Annotated in this window: 19 protein-coding genes; 4 read left to right on the top strand and 15 right to left on the bottom strand. The window is 41.3% G+C overall.

Annotation, left to right across the window (positions count from 1 at the left end; translation table 11 throughout):
- The first annotated feature begins 137 nt into the window (after positions 1 to 137).
- A complete protein-coding gene (locus tag JFU01_RS07775) occupies positions 138 to 1,019 on the top strand; it encodes a LysM peptidoglycan-binding domain-containing protein (protein WP_230086964.1) in 882 nt (293 codons plus the stop codon).
- Between the two features lie 110 nt (positions 1,020 to 1,129).
- Here JFU01_RS07775 and JFU01_RS07780 read toward each other — a convergent pair whose 3' ends face one another.
- Positions 1,130 to 2,125 (bottom strand): D-2-hydroxyacid dehydrogenase, encoded by a 996-nt coding sequence (locus JFU01_RS07780; RefSeq protein ID WP_013669562.1) that lies wholly within the window; start codon positions 2,123 to 2,125, stop codon positions 1,130 to 1,132.
- A 248-nt stretch (positions 2,126 to 2,373) separates the two neighbouring features.
- Between JFU01_RS07780 and JFU01_RS07785 the strand changes: the two genes are divergently transcribed.
- Positions 2,374 to 2,907: a TIGR00730 family Rossman fold protein gene (locus JFU01_RS07785; RefSeq protein ID WP_195854485.1), complete on the top strand. Its 534-nt coding sequence runs from the start codon at positions 2,374 to 2,376 to the stop codon at positions 2,905 to 2,907.
- Positions 2,908 to 2,976: 69 nt separating this feature from the next.
- On the opposite strand, the gene JFU01_RS07790 is transcribed toward JFU01_RS07785, so the two are convergent.
- The 6 genes from JFU01_RS07790 to JFU01_RS07815 all read right to left on the bottom strand — a co-directional run bounded on the left by JFU01_RS07790 (position 2,977) and on the right by JFU01_RS07815 (position 8,814).
- Positions 2,977 to 4,005 (bottom strand): lipoate--protein ligase, encoded by a 1,029-nt coding sequence (locus JFU01_RS07790; protein WP_195856500.1) that lies wholly within the window; start codon positions 4,003 to 4,005, stop codon positions 2,977 to 2,979.
- 18 nt (positions 4,006 to 4,023) lie between these two features.
- On the bottom strand, positions 4,024 to 4,896 hold the full coding sequence (locus tag JFU01_RS07795; RefSeq protein ID WP_195856501.1) for an SIR2 family NAD-dependent protein deacylase: 873 nt from the start codon (positions 4,894 to 4,896) through the stop codon (positions 4,024 to 4,026).
- Positions 4,897 to 5,709: a protein-ADP-ribose hydrolase gene (locus JFU01_RS07800; protein WP_195856502.1), complete on the bottom strand. Its 813-nt coding sequence runs from the start codon at positions 5,707 to 5,709 to the stop codon at positions 4,897 to 4,899.
- Between the two features lie 70 nt (positions 5,710 to 5,779).
- A complete protein-coding gene (locus tag JFU01_RS07805; RefSeq protein WP_060778637.1) occupies positions 5,780 to 6,112 on the bottom strand; it encodes a glycine cleavage system protein H in 333 nt (110 codons plus the stop codon).
- 248 nt (positions 6,113 to 6,360) lie between these two features.
- A complete protein-coding gene (locus tag JFU01_RS07810) occupies positions 6,361 to 7,638 on the bottom strand; it encodes a mechanosensitive ion channel (protein WP_195856503.1) in 1,278 nt (425 codons plus the stop codon).
- A 174-nt stretch (positions 7,639 to 7,812) separates the two neighbouring features.
- Positions 7,813 to 8,814, bottom strand: a complete 1,002-nt coding sequence (locus JFU01_RS07815; protein ID WP_195856504.1) for an LLM class flavin-dependent oxidoreductase — start codon at positions 8,812 to 8,814, stop codon at positions 7,813 to 7,815.
- A gap of 153 nt (positions 8,815 to 8,967) precedes the next feature.
- Here JFU01_RS07815 and JFU01_RS07820 point away from each other — a divergent pair, with 153 nt between their 5' ends.
- On the top strand, positions 8,968 to 10,191 hold the full coding sequence (locus JFU01_RS07820; protein ID WP_195856505.1) for an NADH-dependent flavin oxidoreductase: 1,224 nt from the start codon (positions 8,968 to 8,970) through the stop codon (positions 10,189 to 10,191).
- A 61-nt stretch (positions 10,192 to 10,252) separates the two neighbouring features.
- Here the strand turns inward: JFU01_RS07820 and JFU01_RS07825 are convergent, their stop codons facing one another.
- From JFU01_RS07825 to JFU01_RS07860, 8 genes are all read right to left on the bottom strand, one after another.
- Complete coding sequence (locus JFU01_RS07825; protein WP_111862386.1) at positions 10,253 to 11,509, bottom strand: amidohydrolase family protein; 1,257 nt, start codon at positions 11,507 to 11,509, stop codon at positions 10,253 to 10,255.
- Positions 11,510 to 11,614: 105 nt separating this feature from the next.
- Positions 11,615 to 12,616, bottom strand: a complete 1,002-nt coding sequence (locus JFU01_RS07830; RefSeq protein WP_195856506.1) for a YhdH/YhfP family quinone oxidoreductase — start codon at positions 12,614 to 12,616, stop codon at positions 11,615 to 11,617.
- A 211-nt stretch (positions 12,617 to 12,827) separates the two neighbouring features.
- A complete protein-coding gene (locus JFU01_RS07835; protein ID WP_195856507.1) occupies positions 12,828 to 13,622 on the bottom strand; it encodes a metallophosphoesterase family protein in 795 nt (264 codons plus the stop codon).
- A 14-nt stretch (positions 13,623 to 13,636) separates the two neighbouring features.
- A complete protein-coding gene (phnE, locus tag JFU01_RS07840; protein WP_195856508.1) occupies positions 13,637 to 14,413 on the bottom strand; it encodes a phosphonate ABC transporter, permease protein PhnE in 777 nt (258 codons plus the stop codon).
- Between the two features lie 3 nt (positions 14,414 to 14,416).
- Entirely contained in the window at positions 14,417 to 15,196 is a 780-nt protein-coding gene (gene phnE / locus JFU01_RS07845) for a phosphonate ABC transporter, permease protein PhnE (RefSeq protein ID WP_195856509.1), read from the bottom strand.
- A 1-nt stretch (position 15,197) separates the two neighbouring features.
- A complete protein-coding gene (gene phnC, locus JFU01_RS07850; RefSeq protein ID WP_195856510.1) occupies positions 15,198 to 15,962 on the bottom strand; it encodes a phosphonate ABC transporter ATP-binding protein in 765 nt (254 codons plus the stop codon).
- 61 nt (positions 15,963 to 16,023) lie between these two features.
- On the bottom strand, positions 16,024 to 16,944 hold the full coding sequence (locus tag JFU01_RS07855) for a phosphate/phosphite/phosphonate ABC transporter substrate-binding protein (protein ID WP_198434224.1): 921 nt from the start codon (positions 16,942 to 16,944) through the stop codon (positions 16,024 to 16,026).
- 333 nt (positions 16,945 to 17,277) lie between these two features.
- Positions 17,278 to 18,198 (bottom strand): L-lactate dehydrogenase, encoded by a 921-nt coding sequence (locus JFU01_RS07860; protein ID WP_195856512.1) that lies wholly within the window; start codon positions 18,196 to 18,198, stop codon positions 17,278 to 17,280.
- A 161-nt stretch (positions 18,199 to 18,359) separates the two neighbouring features.
- Here JFU01_RS07860 and JFU01_RS07865 point away from each other — a divergent pair, with 161 nt between their 5' ends.
- Positions 18,360 to 19,064 (top strand): RluA family pseudouridine synthase, encoded by a 705-nt coding sequence (locus JFU01_RS07865; RefSeq protein WP_195856513.1) that lies wholly within the window; start codon positions 18,360 to 18,362, stop codon positions 19,062 to 19,064.
- Positions 19,065 to 19,111: the final 47 nt, after the last annotated feature.

The raw sequence follows: 19,111 nt of genomic DNA on the forward strand, positions 1-19,111 counted from the left end.
ATGACAAGCTCTTTTTTCTTGGCTAATTTCCATCAGAAAGCCACTCTTGGATTAAGGAAAGCTTGGCAGTAGCTTGCATGTTTACTCTAAAATGTTTAAACTAGAGAAAACCTGCTTAAATGAAGAAAGGAAAGCCTATGTCAGATTCACAAGGGCCCAGTTTTTCCTGGCACAAGTTGGTCCAGGAAATCCTAGCCACCCTCAAATCCCTCATTAAGATGCTGGCCCGCCTCGTTTATTATCTCATTGATCAGCTGACCCGCATCCTGCTACCGCTCTTTCGAAGAATTGACCGAGTCCTGCCCCAAGGAAATAGCCAAAACAAGGATCAAGGCAGTCCGTTCAAGCGCCAAGTCCAAGAAAAAGTCAATAGCCAACTCCAGCCTGGCTTAAATCCTCTTAAAAACTTTTGGCAAAAACTATCCCTCCCCCTCCAATGGGGAGGAGTCCTTGGACTCTTAGGGCTGGTCTTCTTCCTAGCAAGCCCTAGTTATCAGGGGGCGGCTAGTGATAACCTCTTAGGTCTCAAGGCACAATCCTCACAACTAGCTGGCCAAGACCATTACCAAGCTGATAACTGGGAGATTGACCAAGACGATGTCTCAGTTTATCATGGGCCAGAGGAAAAGGAGCCAGCCGACCAGGCCTTGACCACTAAAGACCAGAACCAAGCCCCAGCTATTCTCGACGAAAAAGTCGCCCAGTATGAGTCTAAACGAGCTCGTTACCCAAGAAGGGTAACAAAAATAAAGCGATCAGAGGAAGAAAAAACGACGGATTCCAAGCTGACACAAGAATCCATTGAGCCAGATAGCTCAAATCCTGGCAGTGAGTATCCCTCCCAGTCTCCTAAGACAGAAGAGAGCCAGGTCCAAGCTGGAGGCAGCTACCAAGTCCAAGCCGGCGACAGTCTCTACCGCATTGCCCAAGACCATGGCATGACCGTAGACGAGCTCATGGACTTAAACGGCATGACTAGTCCTGCGCTTATGCCTGGTCAAAGGATTAAAGTCAAATAAGACAGAAGGCTTCCCCCTCTACTATTTGATAAAGCAAAAAAGACTAGCCACATAGCTTTAACAGCTAGGGCTAGCCTTTTTTATTTTTTCTATATTTTATCTATTACTGATTAGTTAACACGTAATTCAGTATCGCCAGTTTCAATCACTGATTTTGTAGCATTCAAGGCATGGAAGACCATGTTTTGAACGGATTCATCAGTATAGTAGGCAATATGTGGGGTGTAGGATACTGCTGGGTGGTGTAATAAACGTAAGAAAGTTTGGTCAACAATCCCCTTATGTGACCAGTCATGTTTGACATAGTCGAATTCGTTTTCATAGGTGTCTAACATAGCAGCTTGTAAATGACCTGCATCAAGAGCGTCAAGTAAAGCGTCAGTGTCAATTAAAGCCCCACGACCAGCATTGATAATCACAGCGCCTTCCTTACATTGTTTGAGTAAGTCAGCGTTAAATAAATGATAGGTATCATCAGTTGAAGGTAAGTGAAGGGAAATAATGTCGGCTTCTTTCACACATTCTTCTGGTGTGTCACGGTATTCCAATAAGTCCCCTAATTTGTCATTTGGATAGAGGTCGTAACCAAGGATCTTGCAGCCGAAGCCTTTGAAAAGACGAGCAGTTGCTTGACCAATACGGCCAGTACCTAAGATAGCAACGGTCTTAGTCCCTAAACGTTGGCCACGGATATAGAGAGATTCTCTGAAATCATGGTGGTTAGAATGGTCTCTAACGGTATATAATTTACGGATAGCGTTTAAGGCTTGTGCTAGAGTGTATTCAGCAATGGATTCTGGTGAATAAGCTGGCACATTAGAAATGATCACATCATTTTCAGCAGCTAATTCAAGGTTGTAAGGGTCGAAACCAGCCATACGTTGAGCAATGTTCTTAATACCAAAGCTCTTTAAAACTGGGTAAACACTGTCTTCTAGAGGAGTATATTGGTAGGTAGATACCCCATCGTAGCCTTCACAACGGTCAACAGTTGCTTCAGAAAGAATATCTGCGTCAAGGGTCAATTCAACATTGTTGTCTTCGCCCCATTTTTTAGCGAGATCTTCTTCTTGTTCGCTGACACCATACATATAAATCTTAGTCATCACTTTCATCCTTTCATAAGTGTGAACCTTCACATTATTAATCTATTTCGCATAGATTATATATTCACATGGATAATTTTAAAAGAGGCAAAAGCCTTTGTCAAGCGATTTTTAGCGGTTCTTTTTAAATGATTTAAATAAAATATACAATTGTGAATTAATTAGACAATTCGCACTTTTTTACATTAGGCCTGGCTTTAGTTATACTGGTTAAAGCACTTATTCTCATCGATAAAAGGAGATTAATCATGAAAATTACGGTTTACTGTGGGTCCAATTTAGGGATCAATGAACGCTATGAACACCTGATCTGGCAATTAGGTGAATGGATTGGCCAGAACAATCACCAGTTGGTCTATGGTGGTGGTCGGACTGGTTTAATGGGGACCATTGCCACTGCTGCCAGCCAAAGCGGAAGTCAAGTCATTGGAATTATCCCCCTAGTCCTAGTCGAGGCCGAAGTCGCCAATTACGATATCCATCACTTAGAGGTCGTTGATACCATGAATCAACGCAAAGAAAAACTGATGGAATTAGCCGACGCTATGATTGTCTTTCCTGGAGGCTTAGGCACCATGGAAGAACTCTTCGACAGTTTGGTCTGGAAACGACTGGCTAAAAAGCAAACCCCCATCATCATTTACAATGTGGACCACTTCTATGACGTCCTCCACTCCCTCCTCAAGACCATGGTCTCCGAAGCCTTCATGCCCCAAGAAGAATTAGAGCAAATCCACTTTGTTTCTTCCCTAGCTGAAATCGAGACGATTCTCAACCACTAAAAAAAGCGATTTTCTCACTTTTGCTTATCAATCATTTGATAAGGCTTTGAGAAAATCGCTTTTAACTTATTAAGAGAGAATAAGGTCAACGAGTAGTTCAGGCGTCATGTGACTGATATAGTTTTCCAGTTGAACATCTTCCAGAGCCTTTAATAGGTCGTCCCGACGCATCTTCACACCAATTAATTGCTCTTCTAATTCAGCAATATCGGCTTGGCCAAAGAAGTCGCCCCAGATCTTGCATTGGCTAATCTTGCCCTCCTCAACCTCAATAGAAATTTCGACCGTTCCTACTTGGTCGAAGTGGTCATCACGGTTGTAAGTGTATTGCGGAGCTTTGCCATAGTTCCAATCCCAATTCTTATATTTTTCCTTGGCTAATTGGTCAATCCCTTGCCAATCTTCCTCGGTTAATTCATATTGCTTAATTTGTCCGAAGTCCTCTACACCAAAGAGTCGGCAAACTAAGGCCTCAAAGAGCTCATCCATGGACATGGCTTGAAATTCTGGGGCCAAGGCTGGACGAATCGGTGCTACCCGACTCTTGACCGACTTAATCCCCTTAGAAATAATTTTCTTTTGGTTAGGATTTAAGGCCTTCACCATGGCTTCAGCATCAATATCAAAGAGGAGGGAGAAACCACCATAGACCCGGTCACCGACTAAGGTCATGGCAGCGCCCGACACCTTCTTATCGCCTAGGTACATGTCATTACGACCCTTGGTGTGTAAACCTTCGACCCCCATGTCCTCTAGAGCCTTGATGCCAGGTTGGTACATTTTTTCAAAATTACCAAATAAATCATTGGATTTGTGGTCAGCTAAGAAGCAGACATTGATGGCGCCACGGTCACAGTAAACTGCTCCACCACCAGTATCGCGGCGGACCACTTGAATATTTTCTTGGTCGATATAGTCTTGGTTGACCTCAGCCCGGGCATTTTGGTACTTACCAATTTCTACTTTAGGGTCACACATATAAGGAAAGAGAATGTCCTCATCCAAGAAAATATGGCTTTGGGCATAAACTTGAGCTGCCAGGGCCAGGGCCCCATCATAAATCCGTTGACCATCACGTTTTAAATCAATTAAATACATTTTCTATCACTTATCCTTTTAAAGTCCACATAATGTTTGTTGAATATCGTCAGTCAAGCGCAAGCTTTGGTCTTTAATGGATGGTGGAATATGGTAAGGTTTTTGGTTCATCATCACATAAAGGGCTTTGGGATTTTCCTTGGTCCACGCTTGGAAGGGTTGGCGAATAAATTGTGGGGTGGTGTTTCCCACACCAATTTCTAAATAAAGTATCTTGTCATATTGGTTTTTCTTAACAAAGTCTTCATAAGCTGCTTGGTGGACCTGCCAGTCCTTATCCTCTACCATACCATTTTCTGCTGTCCGTTTATTTAACTCCAAGGGGGCCCCACAATTTGGACAATAAGGAACAAGTTCACTAGGAATCCGCATATTTTCTTGTTCCTTAGCCATACGGTAGAGCAAGGCGTCATCGCGGTAGGTCACTGGCTGGCAATGCTTTTTACACTGCATGAGAACATACTTCCCTTGGTAGTAATGCACCTTATCCATGTCATAGCCAGCCTTAGGAAAGGCGTTATCAGCATTGGTGGTAATAATAAAGTAATTTTTACCTTGAAGGTATTGGTTAAAATGTTGGTAGGCCTTACCAGGTTTTTGTTCAATCCCATTCATAATGGCAAAGCGACTGGCAAAAGCCCAATATTCTTCCAAACTGGGGTAATCGTAAAGTGATGCTTGCAGCATATCAAACAAATTAAACTTTTCAATAAAGTCAGGAAAGGCCTGTTCAAAGCGCTCCCCCACATAGGTAAAGCCGTCAGCAGCTGACATACCTGCACCAATCCCCACCAGGATAGCCTGGGCTTCTTCCATTAACCCCCGCAAAAGGTCTGATTCATTACTATGATTTTGGCTTAATGCTTGCCAAACTGTTTCTTTATCACTCATCTACTCTTCCCCTTCTAGTCTGTCAATTAAGTCCTGATATAAATGAAGGTCTTGGTCCAGATAAACATTGAAAATCACTTGCAAGGAGGACCCGCTTTCCTTTAAATAGTCTCTCACTGTATTGAAGGCAATTTGAGCAGCGAGGTCATTTGGAAAGTGGAACTCACCCGTAGAAATACATGGGAAGGCTAAGCTCTTCAATCCCAGTCGATCAGCCTCTTTTAAGCAGGAAAGATAGGACTGCTTGAGGAGGTTTTGGCGGATGGGACTGACCCGGTCAGATTCAATTCTGGGGCCCACGGTATGGAGGATATACTTAGCCGGCAAGTGGTAAGCTGATGTTGTCTTGACCTTGCCAACCGGCTCATTGTGGCCCTGGTCTTCCATGATATCGTTCAATGCTAGCCGCAAACGGACACCGGCGCGGGTTTGGATGGTATTATCAATGCACTTATGGTTAGGGATAAAACACCCTAATAGAAAGGAATTCGCTGCATTGACAATCCCATCAACTGCTAAGCGGCAGATATCCCCTTGCCAGAGATAAATCCGGTCTAAGGCTGGTTCTAATTGGTCCAGACTAACGGTCCCTTCTTGGTCACGCCAACGCTTTAAATACTCATCTTCTAAGTCCAGGTAATCCTCACTAATAGGCCAGGCGGGACGGGTATTAATCAGAGCCCGCCACTTGTCATGCATGGAATAATCCCCATAGTCAGGACTATCTTCAACCTTCCTTCTGAGATAATATTTATCACTTCGCTCGGCTTCTAGGTAATCAATCATTTGCCTTAGCAATTCTTCTGCTGTCAAGATACTCCCCCCAATAAAAAAATCCTATGCTAAAGGTGTGACCTCTAGCACAGAATCATTCAATATCACCCTAAGCTTCTTCTAAAGCGTCAAATTCAGCTGGGTCGACATCTTTTAAGCGAACAATCCAGTTTTCTTCGCTTTTAGCAGAATTCAATAGGGATGGTTGGTCAACCACTTCAGTATGACGTTCAACCACTGTTCCCTTAAGGGGTGATTGGATTTCCATCACGGTTTTTGATGCTTCAATGTTCAATAAGGCAGCATCTTTTTCGACTTGGTCTTCTTGGGCAAATTCCGCATAACCCACCGTACCGATATCATCTTGTAGTTCAGGAGTCATGGATACCGTATAAAGATCGCCATTTTGTTCTACAAATAAGTAATTTCCACGTTTTGTCATTCTTCATTCTCCTTTTTATTTAAATTTATCGTTAGAGCAAATCACTTGTCCAACTTATCCTTAACTATTCTAGCACAGAAGTGAGGGAGACCCAAAAATTTAAATCTCTTTTAAGTGATTAGATAAATGATAATTTTCTTTGTAGAGAACATCGTTTTTATTAAGTAAAAAAAGTCAAATTTTACTTTTAAGGACAGAAAAAAAGACTGTGACAAAAGCCACAGTCTCACTTTATTTATCGCTTATTTTTAGAATTGAGAGTGGTCACCATCTTGGTCCTTCTTGTCTTCTTCACCCTCATGTAATTTACGATCAAGGTGTTCTAATTGCTTCTTAGCAAAGTCGCGGCCACCTAAACCAAATGCTAAGGCAAAGGCAACTGCTGCTCCACCAACAATGAACATGAAACCAGTATTAACAATGGTTTGAGCAAATTGTAATTGGTCAAGAGCCATGAAGATAGCCAGAGCAATTAAACCATATTGAACAATATTAGCTAATATATTGGATCCGGTTGATTCTTTGAGGAATTGGGATAAGAGATTTCCACCCACAACCCCTAAGATCAGAATGATCACAGCGGATAATACTAATGGTAGGTAGGCAATAATTGCAGCACCAATAGTATTTAAGACTTCTAATTGAAGGACATTTAGAGCCTCAACAAAGAAGAAGATTACAATGACTGCTTTGACGATGTTGGCAACGATCGCTGATAATTTCACGTTGACATCGCCACTAGTATTAAGATACTTGGTATATTTATTGATATTAGCTGCTTCCAGTAAGTTTTCGATCAAGTCGCCAACTAACTTAGAAACTAGGCCACCCATAGCAATTAAGATCGCTGCTACCAAGATATTTGGAATAGCCGCTAACATCATATTTAAGACATTAATAATTGGACGGCTAATCGATTCAATACCTAAAACTTCTAAAGCTGCGGTTAATAGTGGGATGAAGAGTAAAACGTAAACAATGGTTGCGCCAACTTTGGCTAATTTATTACCACTTGGTGCAGCATCCACTTGGTCTTGAACCGTTTCACCAACAGCACCTTCAGATTTATTAACCAGTTTATTCATCCAACCATCGATGTCAACCTTTTCGAGCAGGCCTTGTACCAAGTCGCGAACAAATCCGCAGAGGTAGAAAGCCAATACCAAGATAAGTCCAGAACCAATAATATTTGGAATGAAAGCAAAGAACTTATCGAACATATTGGTGATTGGTTCGAGAACGCCACCGATATTTAAACCATTTAAAATCGCCGGTAAGAAGAATACAAAAACCAAGTAATAACCGACACTGGCTACTGTTTTAATAACACCCTTGGCATCTGACTCATTCTTGGCCACTCCCCATTTTTGGAAAGTGCGGTCAGCGTGAATGGCACGCAGGCCTTTGACAATCAATTTACGTACAATTACCGCAATAATCCAGGCAATAAGGATTAAGAGAATAGTCCCTAGGATATTAGGAACTGCTGCGATAATTGGATCTAATAAAGTATGTAAGAAATCCATTATAATCTCCTCCTAATACAAAATATTACTATTTTTATTACCTTAATTATATCAACCTTTAATAATATTTTAAAATAATATGAACTTTCCCTTTAAAATTTACACAAAGCGACAAATATTTTGTACTTAATAAAGATGTTTTATCATTATAAGAAAATATTTTTGTTCCTAACCCTACTTGATCCCCAAATAGTGAGCCAGAAGTTCAAGTGTCTGCATTCGCTTGTCAATTCCTGGAACTAGGGGCATAATCAGAGCTTCGTCGGCATCTAAGTACTTGATCCAGTCCTTCAGCTGGCTGGCTACTTGGCTGGCCTTACCATGGAGCATCCGACTGCGGTTGCTCTTAATTTTTTCAGCCATCTGACTGGTGATTTCGGTTGCTCTGGCCGTTTTGATGGATGGCATCCGTTGGTAGTAAGAAAACTGATCTTGACCTAAAAGCCATAAATCCAGCGACCGGGTCAAGTCTTCCGCCTCTTCTTCTTGGTCAGCAGTCGCTACAAAGGCTGAAAACATGGCCTTAGGTTCCTGTAATAATTGTGAGGCTTTAAAGTGCTTACGGTAAGTGGCAATGGCTTGCCTTCCCACTTCAAGAGCATCCTCTCTGGCATAGGGGAAGATGCCATAGACATAGGCACAGCCTGCTTCAGCGGCCCACTTGGCCCGGCGAACACTAGTGGATAAGAGCCACATTGCCGGTAAGTCTTCCACTTGAGGATTGGCTAGAATCTTAGTTTGCCCATTCTCACTTTGGGTGAGATAGTCATAGACTTGTCTTAAGTCTGCTTCGTAAGAAGGTATCTTGTCACCAGCCCGTTCCAGCGCCTTCCTGACGATTGGTGTCCCCATGTTATTACCTACGCCTAAGTCAATCCGCCCTGGGAAATAAGCCTCCATCACCTTAAAGTTTTCCACCACCTTATAGGGGCTGTAATGGGGCAACATGATGCCTCCCGACCCAATCCGAATACGTTGAGTGTGGTTGAGCAACTGCATCATAATGACTTCAGGACTTGAAGAGGCAAAGGCAGGAACATTATGGTGTTCAGCCATCCAAAAGCGCTGGTAACCCAAGGCTTCCGCCTTTTGAGCTAACTGAATCGTATGGGCTAAGGCCTGGCTGGCGGTTTCGCCTTCATCAATCACTGCATAATCTAAAACACTTACTTTCACCCGATAGACCTCCTTTATTTCATTCACTTATAGTATAACACGGCATGGCTAAGAACATTCACTGGACCCTAGAGAAGATTCACACTTAGCTTGACTTGGCATTTTAAGCTAAAAGCCATAGAATATAATTAATAAAATCATTAGGAGGTTATTATGAAGCAAGCAATGAACCCTAAATACCAAGCCTTATTCCAGCCACTGACCTTGCCCAATGGGATTGAATTGGCTAACCGCTTTTCTTTGAACCCCTTGACGACTAACTCGTCGACTCGGGAAGGTTTTGTAACCGATGAAGACATCAATTACGCCAAAAGACGTAGCCAGTCAGCTCCCTTACAGGTCACCACGGCAGCCTATATTGAAGACTATGCCCAATTGTTTGAATTTGGCCCCAGTGTCCGCGATGATCGTTTTATTGAGGGACTCAGTCAACTGGCCAAGGCCATGAAAAGGGACGGCGCCAAGGCCATCCTCCAATTGACCCATGCTGGGCGTTTCGCTAAGGCTACCCTAAAAGACTACCATGTGGTTTACGGACCTAGCTATATGCATCTTAAGAGTCCAGTCGAACATGACGTCTTAGCCATGAGCCAGCGTAAAATCGACCATGTCATCCAACAATATAAAGAAGCCACCAGACGGGCCATTGAAGCCGGTTTTGATGGGGTAGAAATTTCTAACGCCCAACGGTTATTGCCCCAACAGTTCTTCTCTCCCTTCTCTAACCAAAGAGAGGACCATTATGGCCCCCAAAATCTCGAAAACCGGGCCCGCTTTGGGGTTGAGGCCACCCAAGCCATCCAAGAGGCGATTGATGAATCCGGAGTGAAAAACTTTATCCTGGGCTTCCGCGGCACCCCAGAAGAAACCCGGGGCAATAAAATCGGCTATACTGTCGATGAATTCAATGACTATTTTGACCGTCTCCTAGATGTTGCCGACATCCAATACTACGCCATTGCTAGCTGGGGGCATGACATTTATTTAGAAAAAGTTCGTAGCGACAAGCATAAAGGCGAGTATGTCAACCAAGTGGTTAAAGACCATATCAATGGTCGGGTACCTGTCATTGCTACTGGAGGGATTAATTCTCCTGATAAGGCCCTAGCTGCCCTAGAACATGCGGACATGGTAGGACTATCTTCTGTATTTGTCACTGAACCTGACTTCGTGACTAAATTGGCCCAAGGTCAAGAAGATGCTATCGATATTAGTCTCCACCCTGAAGACTTAGCCGACCTCGCCATCCCCCAAGGGGCCTTTAAGGACTTAGTTGAATTTATGGACTATGGCGGTTCCTTGCCACAAGCCACCCGTCAAGACCTCCGCCAATTAAACCAACAAGATACCACTTCTTACTTTAAGGATTATCAATAAAAGGCAAAGAAAAAGCAGACGCCCAGTTTTAAGAGCGTCTGCTTTTTTAGACTGATCATCATTAAATGTCTAAGCCAATTTCATATTCACGTGGTTTCTTCTTGAAGAGGTATTCGCCGTTGCGAACCGAAGCCAGGCACTCTACCCGGTTACGGACCGCTTCAAATGGGCTTGGCGCATCTAAGACGATGAAGTTGGCTGGTTTATCAGCTGCTAGGCCATATTGGTCTTCGATGTGGAGGGTTTTAGCCCCATTATAGGTAATTAAATCCAAGACCCGTTCAAAGTCTTCGTCAGACATAATTTGGGCGGCATGAATCCCATTATCTAAGATATTCATCATGTTTCCATTACCAGCTGGGTACCAGGGGTCGACAATGGAGTCTTGTCCAAAGGAAACATTAATATCATTGTGGAAGAATTCCGCAACCCGGGTCAAGCCACGACGTTTTGGATAGGAGTCTGACCGACCTTGTAGGTACATATTTTCCGTGGGTTGGGAGGTAAAGTTCATCTTCGATTGTTGGAAGAGTTGCATGAGACGGAAGAAATAAGCGTCATCTGCTGAACCTAGTGAACAGGTATGGCTAGCCGTGGTTCTAGGACCATAACCTTCTGTTAAGACCAAGGCATTAAGTAACTGAACGAAGCGGGACTCAGGGTCATCGGTTTCGTCACAGTGAACGTCAATCAGCTTGTCATATTTCATGGCTAGTTCCACAATTTTGTGGATGGATTTTTCCCCTAATTCTCTAGACCATTCAAAGTGAGGAATCCCACCTAAAACATCGGCCCCCATTTTCAAGGCTTCTTCCATCAATTCTAAACCTTGACCATTACCATCTTTATAGGCAAATACCCCTTCTTGAGGGAAGGCAACCACTTGGATCGTGACCTTATCTTTTAATTCATCACGGACTTCCAACATGGCTTCGATATTTTTTAATTCAGGATCGGTACAGTCCGTTTGCGCCCGAATATATTGGGTCCCGTATGCCATGACGTCGCGGACTGCTTGGTACATCCGTTCCTTAGCTTCTTTTTTGCTTTGTCCTAATTTAATGTGGGACCAGCGAGCAATCCCTTCATAGAGGGTCCCGGTCGCATTTTCAGAGTTATCCGCTTTGCCGGTGAAATAGTAGTCTAAGTGCAGGTGAGAATCCACATAAGGTGGGATAACTAATTTACCCCCTAAGTCAATGACTTCATCTGCTTCACCTAAATCCTTACCAAAAGCAGTAAATTTACCGTCTTCAACCATAAATTCATTGGCATCTGCTTGCTTATAAATTACTGCATTAGTAAATTTTTTCTTCATAGCATAACCTCCATTAATTTAATCGTTACACTTCCATCCTACTCTATTTTCACTCTTTTTGAAAGTTTATTATCCAAAGCTAGTCTAGTCTGGCTCAGTCAGTTCTTAAGCATCCTTGAGGTCAATAATCGTTCTTCCCATATGTTGACCGGCCTTTAGGGCTTCAACCGTCTCCTCAATATCGTCTAGGCCAATACTGTCATAGGATAAAAGGTCAACCACCTTCCAGTCAGTGGCAAGTTTATTCCATAATTCCTGCCGGTAATGGATATCAAGCTCTTGGCTATTAATCCCCAGCAAGTTGACCCCTCTAAGGATTAAGGGAAGCACCGTAGTCTCCAACTGATTGCCCCCTGCATTCCCACACAGGGTCATCGATCCCCACTCACGAATAAAGGTCATGGCTTGGGCAGCAACCTGGCCCCCAACCGTATCTAAGACAAAGTCAAAGCGGCGTTTATTCAAGGGCTTGTCCCCTTCTAAATCCGCTGGCCAGATCACCTGACTAGCTCCTAATCGTTTAACTAATGCCTCTTGGTAGTCCTTCCTTATCAAAGCGCTAATATTTTTGAACCCTAGCTTATGCAGGATGGCTAGGGCGATACTCCCTACTCCACCACTAGCGCCAGTGACCAGAATTTCAGGCTGTTGGTCAAGGTCCATACCGTGTTTGAGCAGACTATCGACCGAATAAGCAGCGGTTAGTCCAGCTGTCCCATAGATCATGGCTTCTTTTTCACTTAGTCCCTCTGGCAAACTTACCAACCAATCATAGGGCACTTTGAGGTATTGGCTATAACCGCCGTTATGGGTCACTCCCGCTTGTGAACAAGTATTAATCACTTTTTCTCCTATCTTGGCCTCAGGATGGCTGGTCTCAATGATTTCTCCACTAGCATCGATGCCGGGAATGAGTGGATAGGAACGAATCACGCCTCCTTGGTGCTGGGTGGCTAGCATATCCTTATAATTCATCGATGAGTAGGACAGTTTGACAACCGTATCGCCCTCATCCACCGGCTGGTCTCCCAATTGGTAATCTTCCAAAGCATAAGAGGTTTCATCGCCATCGCTACGCACAACAACAGCTTTAAAAGTCTCCTTCATCTTAATCCCTCCAGATTCTTATATAGGCTACTATTTTCTACTTGCAGTATGTCAAGAAGGCCATTAAAAATCAAGGGAAGCGCTTTCTTCTTTGGAGGGGGTAAAAAGAGCCTACAAACTAGTCATAGGCTCCTATTCATTCTCCATTGAAATAAGCATCTCTCTATCCTTACAGCAAATACCATTACCAATCTAGCCATTGTTTAAAAAATTAAAACTGAACTTCTTTAATAATTTTTCCTGTATATAATGAATAGACAGTGTTATTTATTATTTTTCGATCTTTAATAGTATAAATATTAGCCCCATAATTTTCATCAAATCGAACTTTTCCATCACTCATATCTTGACCAGCAAAAGCAATAGCATCAGCTGTAAAATAAGGAATACCTTGATAATAATCCGCAAATTGGTGATGAGTATGCCCTGTCAATATCCCCATCGTTGGATTGTCACATAGGATTTGTCGAAAAGCCTTGGGAGCTTCTAAAGCTGGGATATCTGCTTGTCTTTTAATCAAATGATGATGCATCATAAGGAGAGCTGGTTCATTATTTAGCTTTCGATATGTTTCCTTTAACCAATTTAAGCGCTCCTTGTCTATATAACCATTTGATAATCCATATTGAGAATTATCAAAGCTAATGATTGAAAAATTTTCTAAGTTAAAAACTTTACAATAAGGTCTATTGTCTTCTTGATTCAAAAATCCTTTATAAAAATTTTCCTTGATATCATGATTACCTAAAGCAACAAAGTAAGGAACTGCTAATAGACTATCTAACAAAATTTTTAACTGCTGATAATCCTCCACCGTACCATCATCACAAAGATCTCCAGTGATTACTACATAATCATATTCAATGCCTCTATTCTTCAATAAATCAATTAAATGGGTCAATTTCAATTGTGGATGCTGCATCGATTGAAGCATTTGCAAATATTGAGTTGAGGAATCAGAATATTTCACTTTAAAATGAATGTCAGACAAATGCAAAATTTTCATAAATTTACACAACCTTACCGTAGTCTATTCCTTATCATTCCTGCTAATTGATCAATTAGATAAACTGTAATAATTACACCAATTAATATAATGCTTACAGTTGGCCAATTTCGCGCTTGGATAGCAAAAATTAAAGGCGCTCCAATTCCCCCAGCTCCTACTAACCCTAGAGTCGAAGCACTTCTAACTGCAATTTCAAAATGATTCAATACTAGCGAGCCGCACATAGGTAGTACTTGGGGAATTCGTGCATAAAATAGAATTTGCCAAAAATTAGCCCCCACAGCCTCCATCGCTTCCACTGGTGTGTCGTCTGCATTTTCTATTTCTTCAGTAAATAACTTTCCGATCATCCCAATCTGATGAATACCGATTGCCATTACACCGGCAAAGGGCCCTGGCCCTACCATCTTAACAAAAATCATCGCATAAACTAGTTCAGGGAAGGCACGTAAAATATTTAATATTAACTTACCCAATTTAGCTACCCAGGGAGCATTTTTCCAAAAAGCTGAGACACTAAATAAAACAAAAGGTAAGGATAAAATTGTACCAATAAAAGTTCCTAGAAAAGCTATTCCGATAGTAATTAATAAAAGCGAGACTAAATCTTCACCACTACCATCATAAATAAAGGACCAATCTGGCGTCAAAAGCCCACTCATAACATTGCCTATATTGGCAAGTTTAAAATTCTCTAAAGCTGAGTAATCTATAGTTATGGCAGATATTACAAATATAAGCACTAAAATTAAAATATAAATCCAGTTTTTATTTTGACTTTTAATCATTGATTAGCGCACCCGCTTTCTAATTGCTTCGCTGACGGTATCAGTAAGCCAAACAATAAGTAAAATCATTAAAATGATCATGGATACTCTTTCATATTGCAATAGTGCTAGTGATGAATTTAGGATTACACCAATTCCCCCTGCACCAACATAACCTAAAACTGTGGAAGCTCTAACATTAACTTCAAATGCATAAAATGAATAGGAAATAATCGAAGCTACAATTTGAGGGAAAATTGCCCAAAATATCATTTGAATCCGATTTGCACCTACGGCATAGGTTGCTTCAATTGGCAAGTAATCAATTGTTTCGATACTTTCATAAATCAACTGTGACACCATTCCAAAAGTAAAAATAGCAACTGTCATTACACCAGTAAATTCACCTATACCAATTATCGCTACTAGTAATGCAGCTAAAAGAAGATTAGGGATTGTTCGAATAATACCTAGCAAAAACCGAAAAATAGATGTAATAATTTTATTATCTGTAACTACAGTCGTTGCCAGTAAAGAAAAAGGAATCGCTACAAGAACACCAAGAACTGTACCCACAACAGACATGGCCAAAGTTTGAAACATTGGTCCAATTAACTCTGGAATATAGGAAAAATCTGGTTTTAAAAAACGACTTAAAAAGCTCGTCATTTGTTTAGTATTTGTAAACAGACTAGAAAAATCAGCGTCTGTAATGGAAACACTGGCTAATAAACATATAATTACAATAAAGAGGATGAAAAGGTTATGGTAAAGATTATAGTGGACCGTATCTTTAAGCTTCACCCTAAACACTTCCTTCCATCACTTTTGCAATATCTTGCCCATATATCTTTGATAATTGATCATCCGTTAATTCATTTGGACTCCCATCAAAAATAATTTTCCCTTTTTTAAAACCCAGTATTCTAGTGGAAAATTGTTTTGCCAGTTCAACCGAATGAATATTAACCAATACTGTTTTTCCCAAGGTAGTATTAATATTTTTTAAGTCACTCATAACCCGTTGTGACGTTATTGGGTCAAGAGAAGCAACAGGTTCATCCGCTAAAATAATCTTAGCCTGTTGAACTAAGGTCCTTGCAATTGAAACCCGCTGCTGTTGACCACCACTTAGTTCATCACAACGGGAATGCAATTTATCACTTAATTCAACCCGTTTCAAGGCATCTAAACATAACTCATAATCTTCTTGAGTAAATAAACCCAGAATACTTTTCCATGTTGAATAATAGCCTAGACGACCTGATAAGACATTTTTTTGAACAGTGCTTCTTTTTACTAAATTAAAGCTTTGTGCAATCATACCAATATCGCGACGAAGCATACGAAGCTCTTTCTTAGAAGCATTTGTCATTGATTTACCACCAATTATAATTTCGCCTTTAGTGATATCGATTAATCGGTTAATCGAGCGCAAAAATGTACTTTTACCCGCTCCACTCAGCCCAATAATAGATACAAATTCCCCATCTTTTATTTGAATATTTATATTATCTAAGCCTTTTACACCATTAGAGTATTCTTTACTAACATCTTTGAATTCCAGCATAGTATCCTATCCTCCTATAAAAAAACACACCAAATCCATTTGGACATGGTGTGATTCTGAATTATTCTGCTGCTGCTTGAATATATTTTTGAATGGTATCGTAAGCAGCTTCATTGGCTTCAGCATAGCCCTTATGTCCCCATAATGACATCACTTCTTTAGTTTTTTCGTCTTTTGGCATATCTAAAAAGGCTTGTTTAATTTTATCTTTTAACTCTTGATCCATATCTGTTTGAACAGCAATAGCATCATTTGGAATATCACCTTCTGTTAGGTATAAAACACGTAAGTCTTTTAGTAAATCATTATCTGGAAAACTGTCTTGGAAAACGTTTCTTGCACCTTCAAAGACAAAAGCTGCATCCTGTTGACCGTTTAACAAAGCGGTCATTTGACTAGGAATATCATTAACAGTCGTTAATGTGGATTCAACAGTGGGATCGATACCTTCTTGTTTTAATTCTGCAACTGGATAAATATAACCACTTGCTGAGTTTGGACTAAGTGTAGCAATACGTTTACCTTTTAAATCCGTAAATTCTTGTATATCGCTATCAGCTGGTACCAATACTTCACCTTTAAAGCTACTCCGAGTTTCACCTTCCTCTGGCAAACCAGTCTCACGGTTATAAGCACCTAACTCAGACGTTAAAATAGCTTCAGCAGCGCCTTGCTCACGTGCTTGTACATAAGCAGCTGGTGGCATAATACCTAAATCTACTTGCCCAGAAGCCATTGCTTCTACGATCGTTGAATAATCAGTTGCTAAAGTTACAGTGACATCAGCATCTAATTTTTCAGAAAGATATTCTTCAAATGGTTTAGCCTTTGCTTCCATTGATCCATCATTATTAGTAGGTACAAATTGGACATTAATTTCAGGGCGTTCATTGCCAGATTGGTCAGAAGACTCCTGATTTCCACAAGCACCTAAGAAAAAGAAACTCACAAGCAATAAGGTTAAACGCTTCAATTTCTTCACTACATATACATTCCTTTCCTCATACGCTAACATATTATCAACTACGTCAGTATATCAGGACTATGTAATATTCACGTAAATTGTTTGTTAACTTTGAGTAAATACATTGCTTGTTATTTTGTTATTGATAAACTTTTTTCCTTAACTTTGATTAGTAAATAATAATAAAAAAGCACACCAGTTTTTCACTAGTGTGCTGTTAAAACGTGCTCCAGGCGCAGAGCAAGCGCCCGCTTCAGAAAATGGCGACAAGTTCTCTTTAAGAATACTTACTCCATTTTCTTTCAGCGGTCTTGCTCTTTGACGCGCTTGTCGCACTGTCTGTTAATAATTCTAATCTTCGACTTTAGATTTTTCTTTGATGGTGTCAGCGGAATTTTGTAATTTGGCAAGCTCTTCATCAGTTAAGTCTAATTGACTTTGTTTAACAATCCCTGCTTTACCAACGATAGCTGGATAGGAGAGATAGGTGCCATATTCTTCACGGTAGTTAGAAACAGGTAATTCTTCATGACTATCGGAAAGAACCGCATCGACTAAGCGGTCAGCTGCTGCTGTAATCCCATAGTTGGTATATTTCTTACCTGAGAAGACCACGTAACCGCCATCACGGGTTTCTTGGTCGACATCTTCTAAGCTGAAGTCGACTTTTTCTAATAGCTTGTAAATGCTTTGGCCCATGACTTTAACGGTTGACCAAGCCACAAATTGGGAGTCCCCGTGTTCCCCTAAACTGTAACCTTGGACTGATTTAGGATGAACATCAAATAATTTACCCACAGCCCGTTGTAAACGTGCAGAATCCAACAAGGTCCCGGTTCCAATAACCTTTTCCTTGGCTAGACCGGTAACTTCTTGGTACAAGTTACAAATCGCGTCATTAGGGTTAGTAATGACCACTAAGACCCCAGAAAAGCCTGATTCTTTAATCGTTTGGCCAACTTTTTTCACTTGTTCACGGTTGTGTTTTAACTCACCGAAGCGGTCAGGGTTGTCGCCACCAATTAAGCCAATGTTCCCTAAAGCAGAAACAATAACTTCTGCTGATTTGAGGGCTGCTTGATCATTGACATTGATTTTGACGCTGTGGTTTAAGTTACTCATAGCATCTTCAAAGTCTAAGGCATCTGCCTTCACCTTTGCTTCATTGGTATCAAATAAAGTCAATTCATCAACATGGCCATTAAGGATTAATTGATGGGCAACAGTAGACCCAACATTTCCCATTCCAAAAACTGCTACATGACGTGACATCCAATCACTCCTTTCATTTATTGTTACATACTATACCACACTTTTTGACTTTGAAGCGGTAAATTTTCAGAAAATTCTTTCTTTTTGGCTTTTTCTATTCTATGAATTAAAAGCCAATCTAGTATATACTGGTAATTGACCATCAAGGAAAGGAAGAGATCATGCCGATCCCCATTATTTACGAAGACAACCACCTGCTCATTGTGGAAAAACCAATCAATATGCCGGTCCAAGAAGATGCTAGTGGAGACCTAGACCTACTGTCAGCGCTCAAGGTATTTATTAAGGAAAGGGACCATAAACCTGGCAATGTCTACTTGGCCCTGCTCCACCGCCTGGATCGTCCAGTGGGTGGGGTGATGGCCTTTGGGAAGACCTCCAAGGCCGCTAGCCGCTTATCGGATGATTTTAGAAGGCATAGGGTCAAGCGCGACTACCTAGCTGTGGTTCAAGACCAAAATTTGACGCTAAAAAATCAAGAAACCTGGACCGATTACCTCTATAAAAACCGTAAAAAGAATAAGGTCAGCGTGGTTAATAAGGCCGACAAGCGCGGTAAAAAGGCTGTCCTTGACTACCAATTATTGAAACAAAGAAAGCAAGTCGCCCTGGTCAAAGTCCGCCTCCATACTGGACGCTCTCACCAAATTCGCGTGCAATTTCAAAGCCGCCAGCACTCACTCTGGGGCGATCAAAAATACGGTCAAAAATATAGTCACAAGGGCCAACAAATCGCGCTCTGGGCCCAGCATTTAAGCCTCATTCATCCCACCAAAAAAGAAATAATGACTTTTAACAGTACCCCGCCCCTCAGTAAAGAGCCCTGGAATATATTCAAAGACCAGTTCACTACTGATGAAGATTGATATTTCATGACGTAAAAAAGAGCACCCCAGCGATGGGGCGCTCTCCT

Source organism: Aerococcus sp. Group 2, from assembly GCF_905125285.1.
GTDB lineage: Bacteria > Bacillota > Bacilli > Lactobacillales > Aerococcaceae > Aerococcus > Aerococcus urinae_E.

What these genes read in the sequence shown, in the direction of transcription:
- JFU01_RS07775 (WP_230086964.1), top strand. Translation starts at nt 138, where the DNA reads ATGTCAGATTCACAAGGGCCCAGTTTTTCCTGGCACAAGTTGGTCCAG.
- JFU01_RS07780 (WP_013669562.1), bottom strand. Translation starts at nt 2,125, where the DNA reads ATGACTAAGATTTATATGTATGGTGTCAGCGAACAAGAAGAAGATCTC.
- JFU01_RS07785 (WP_195854485.1), top strand. Translation starts at nt 2,374, where the DNA reads ATGAAAATTACGGTTTACTGTGGGTCCAATTTAGGGATCAATGAACGC.
- JFU01_RS07790 (WP_195856500.1), bottom strand. Translation starts at nt 4,005, where the DNA reads ATGTATTTAATTGATTTAAAACGTGATGGTCAACGGATTTATGATGGG.
- JFU01_RS07795 (WP_195856501.1), bottom strand. Translation starts at nt 4,896, where the DNA reads ATGAGTGATAAAGAAACAGTTTGGCAAGCATTAAGCCAAAATCATAGT.
- JFU01_RS07805 (WP_060778637.1), bottom strand. Translation starts at nt 6,112, where the DNA reads ATGACAAAACGTGGAAATTACTTATTTGTAGAACAAAATGGCGATCTT.
- JFU01_RS07810 (WP_195856503.1), bottom strand. Translation starts at nt 7,638, where the DNA reads ATGGATTTCTTACATACTTTATTAGATCCAATTATCGCAGCAGTTCCT.
- JFU01_RS07820 (WP_195856505.1), top strand. Translation starts at nt 8,968, where the DNA reads ATGAAGCAAGCAATGAACCCTAAATACCAAGCCTTATTCCAGCCACTG.
- JFU01_RS07825 (WP_111862386.1), bottom strand. Translation starts at nt 11,509, where the DNA reads ATGAAGAAAAAATTTACTAATGCAGTAATTTATAAGCAAGCAGATGCC.
- JFU01_RS07830 (WP_195856506.1), bottom strand. Translation starts at nt 12,616, where the DNA reads ATGAAGGAGACTTTTAAAGCTGTTGTTGTGCGTAGCGATGGCGATGAA.
- JFU01_RS07835 (WP_195856507.1), bottom strand. Translation starts at nt 13,622, where the DNA reads ATGAAAATTTTGCATTTGTCTGACATTCATTTTAAAGTGAAATATTCT.
- phnE (WP_195856508.1), bottom strand. Translation starts at nt 14,413, where the DNA reads ATGATTAAAAGTCAAAATAAAAACTGGATTTATATTTTAATTTTAGTG.
- phnC (WP_195856510.1), bottom strand. Translation starts at nt 15,962, where the DNA reads ATGCTGGAATTCAAAGATGTTAGTAAAGAATACTCTAATGGTGTAAAA.
- JFU01_RS07860 (WP_195856512.1), bottom strand. Translation starts at nt 18,198, where the DNA reads ATGTCACGTCATGTAGCAGTTTTTGGAATGGGAAATGTTGGGTCTACT.
- JFU01_RS07865 (WP_195856513.1), top strand. Translation starts at nt 18,360, where the DNA reads ATGCCGATCCCCATTATTTACGAAGACAACCACCTGCTCATTGTGGAA.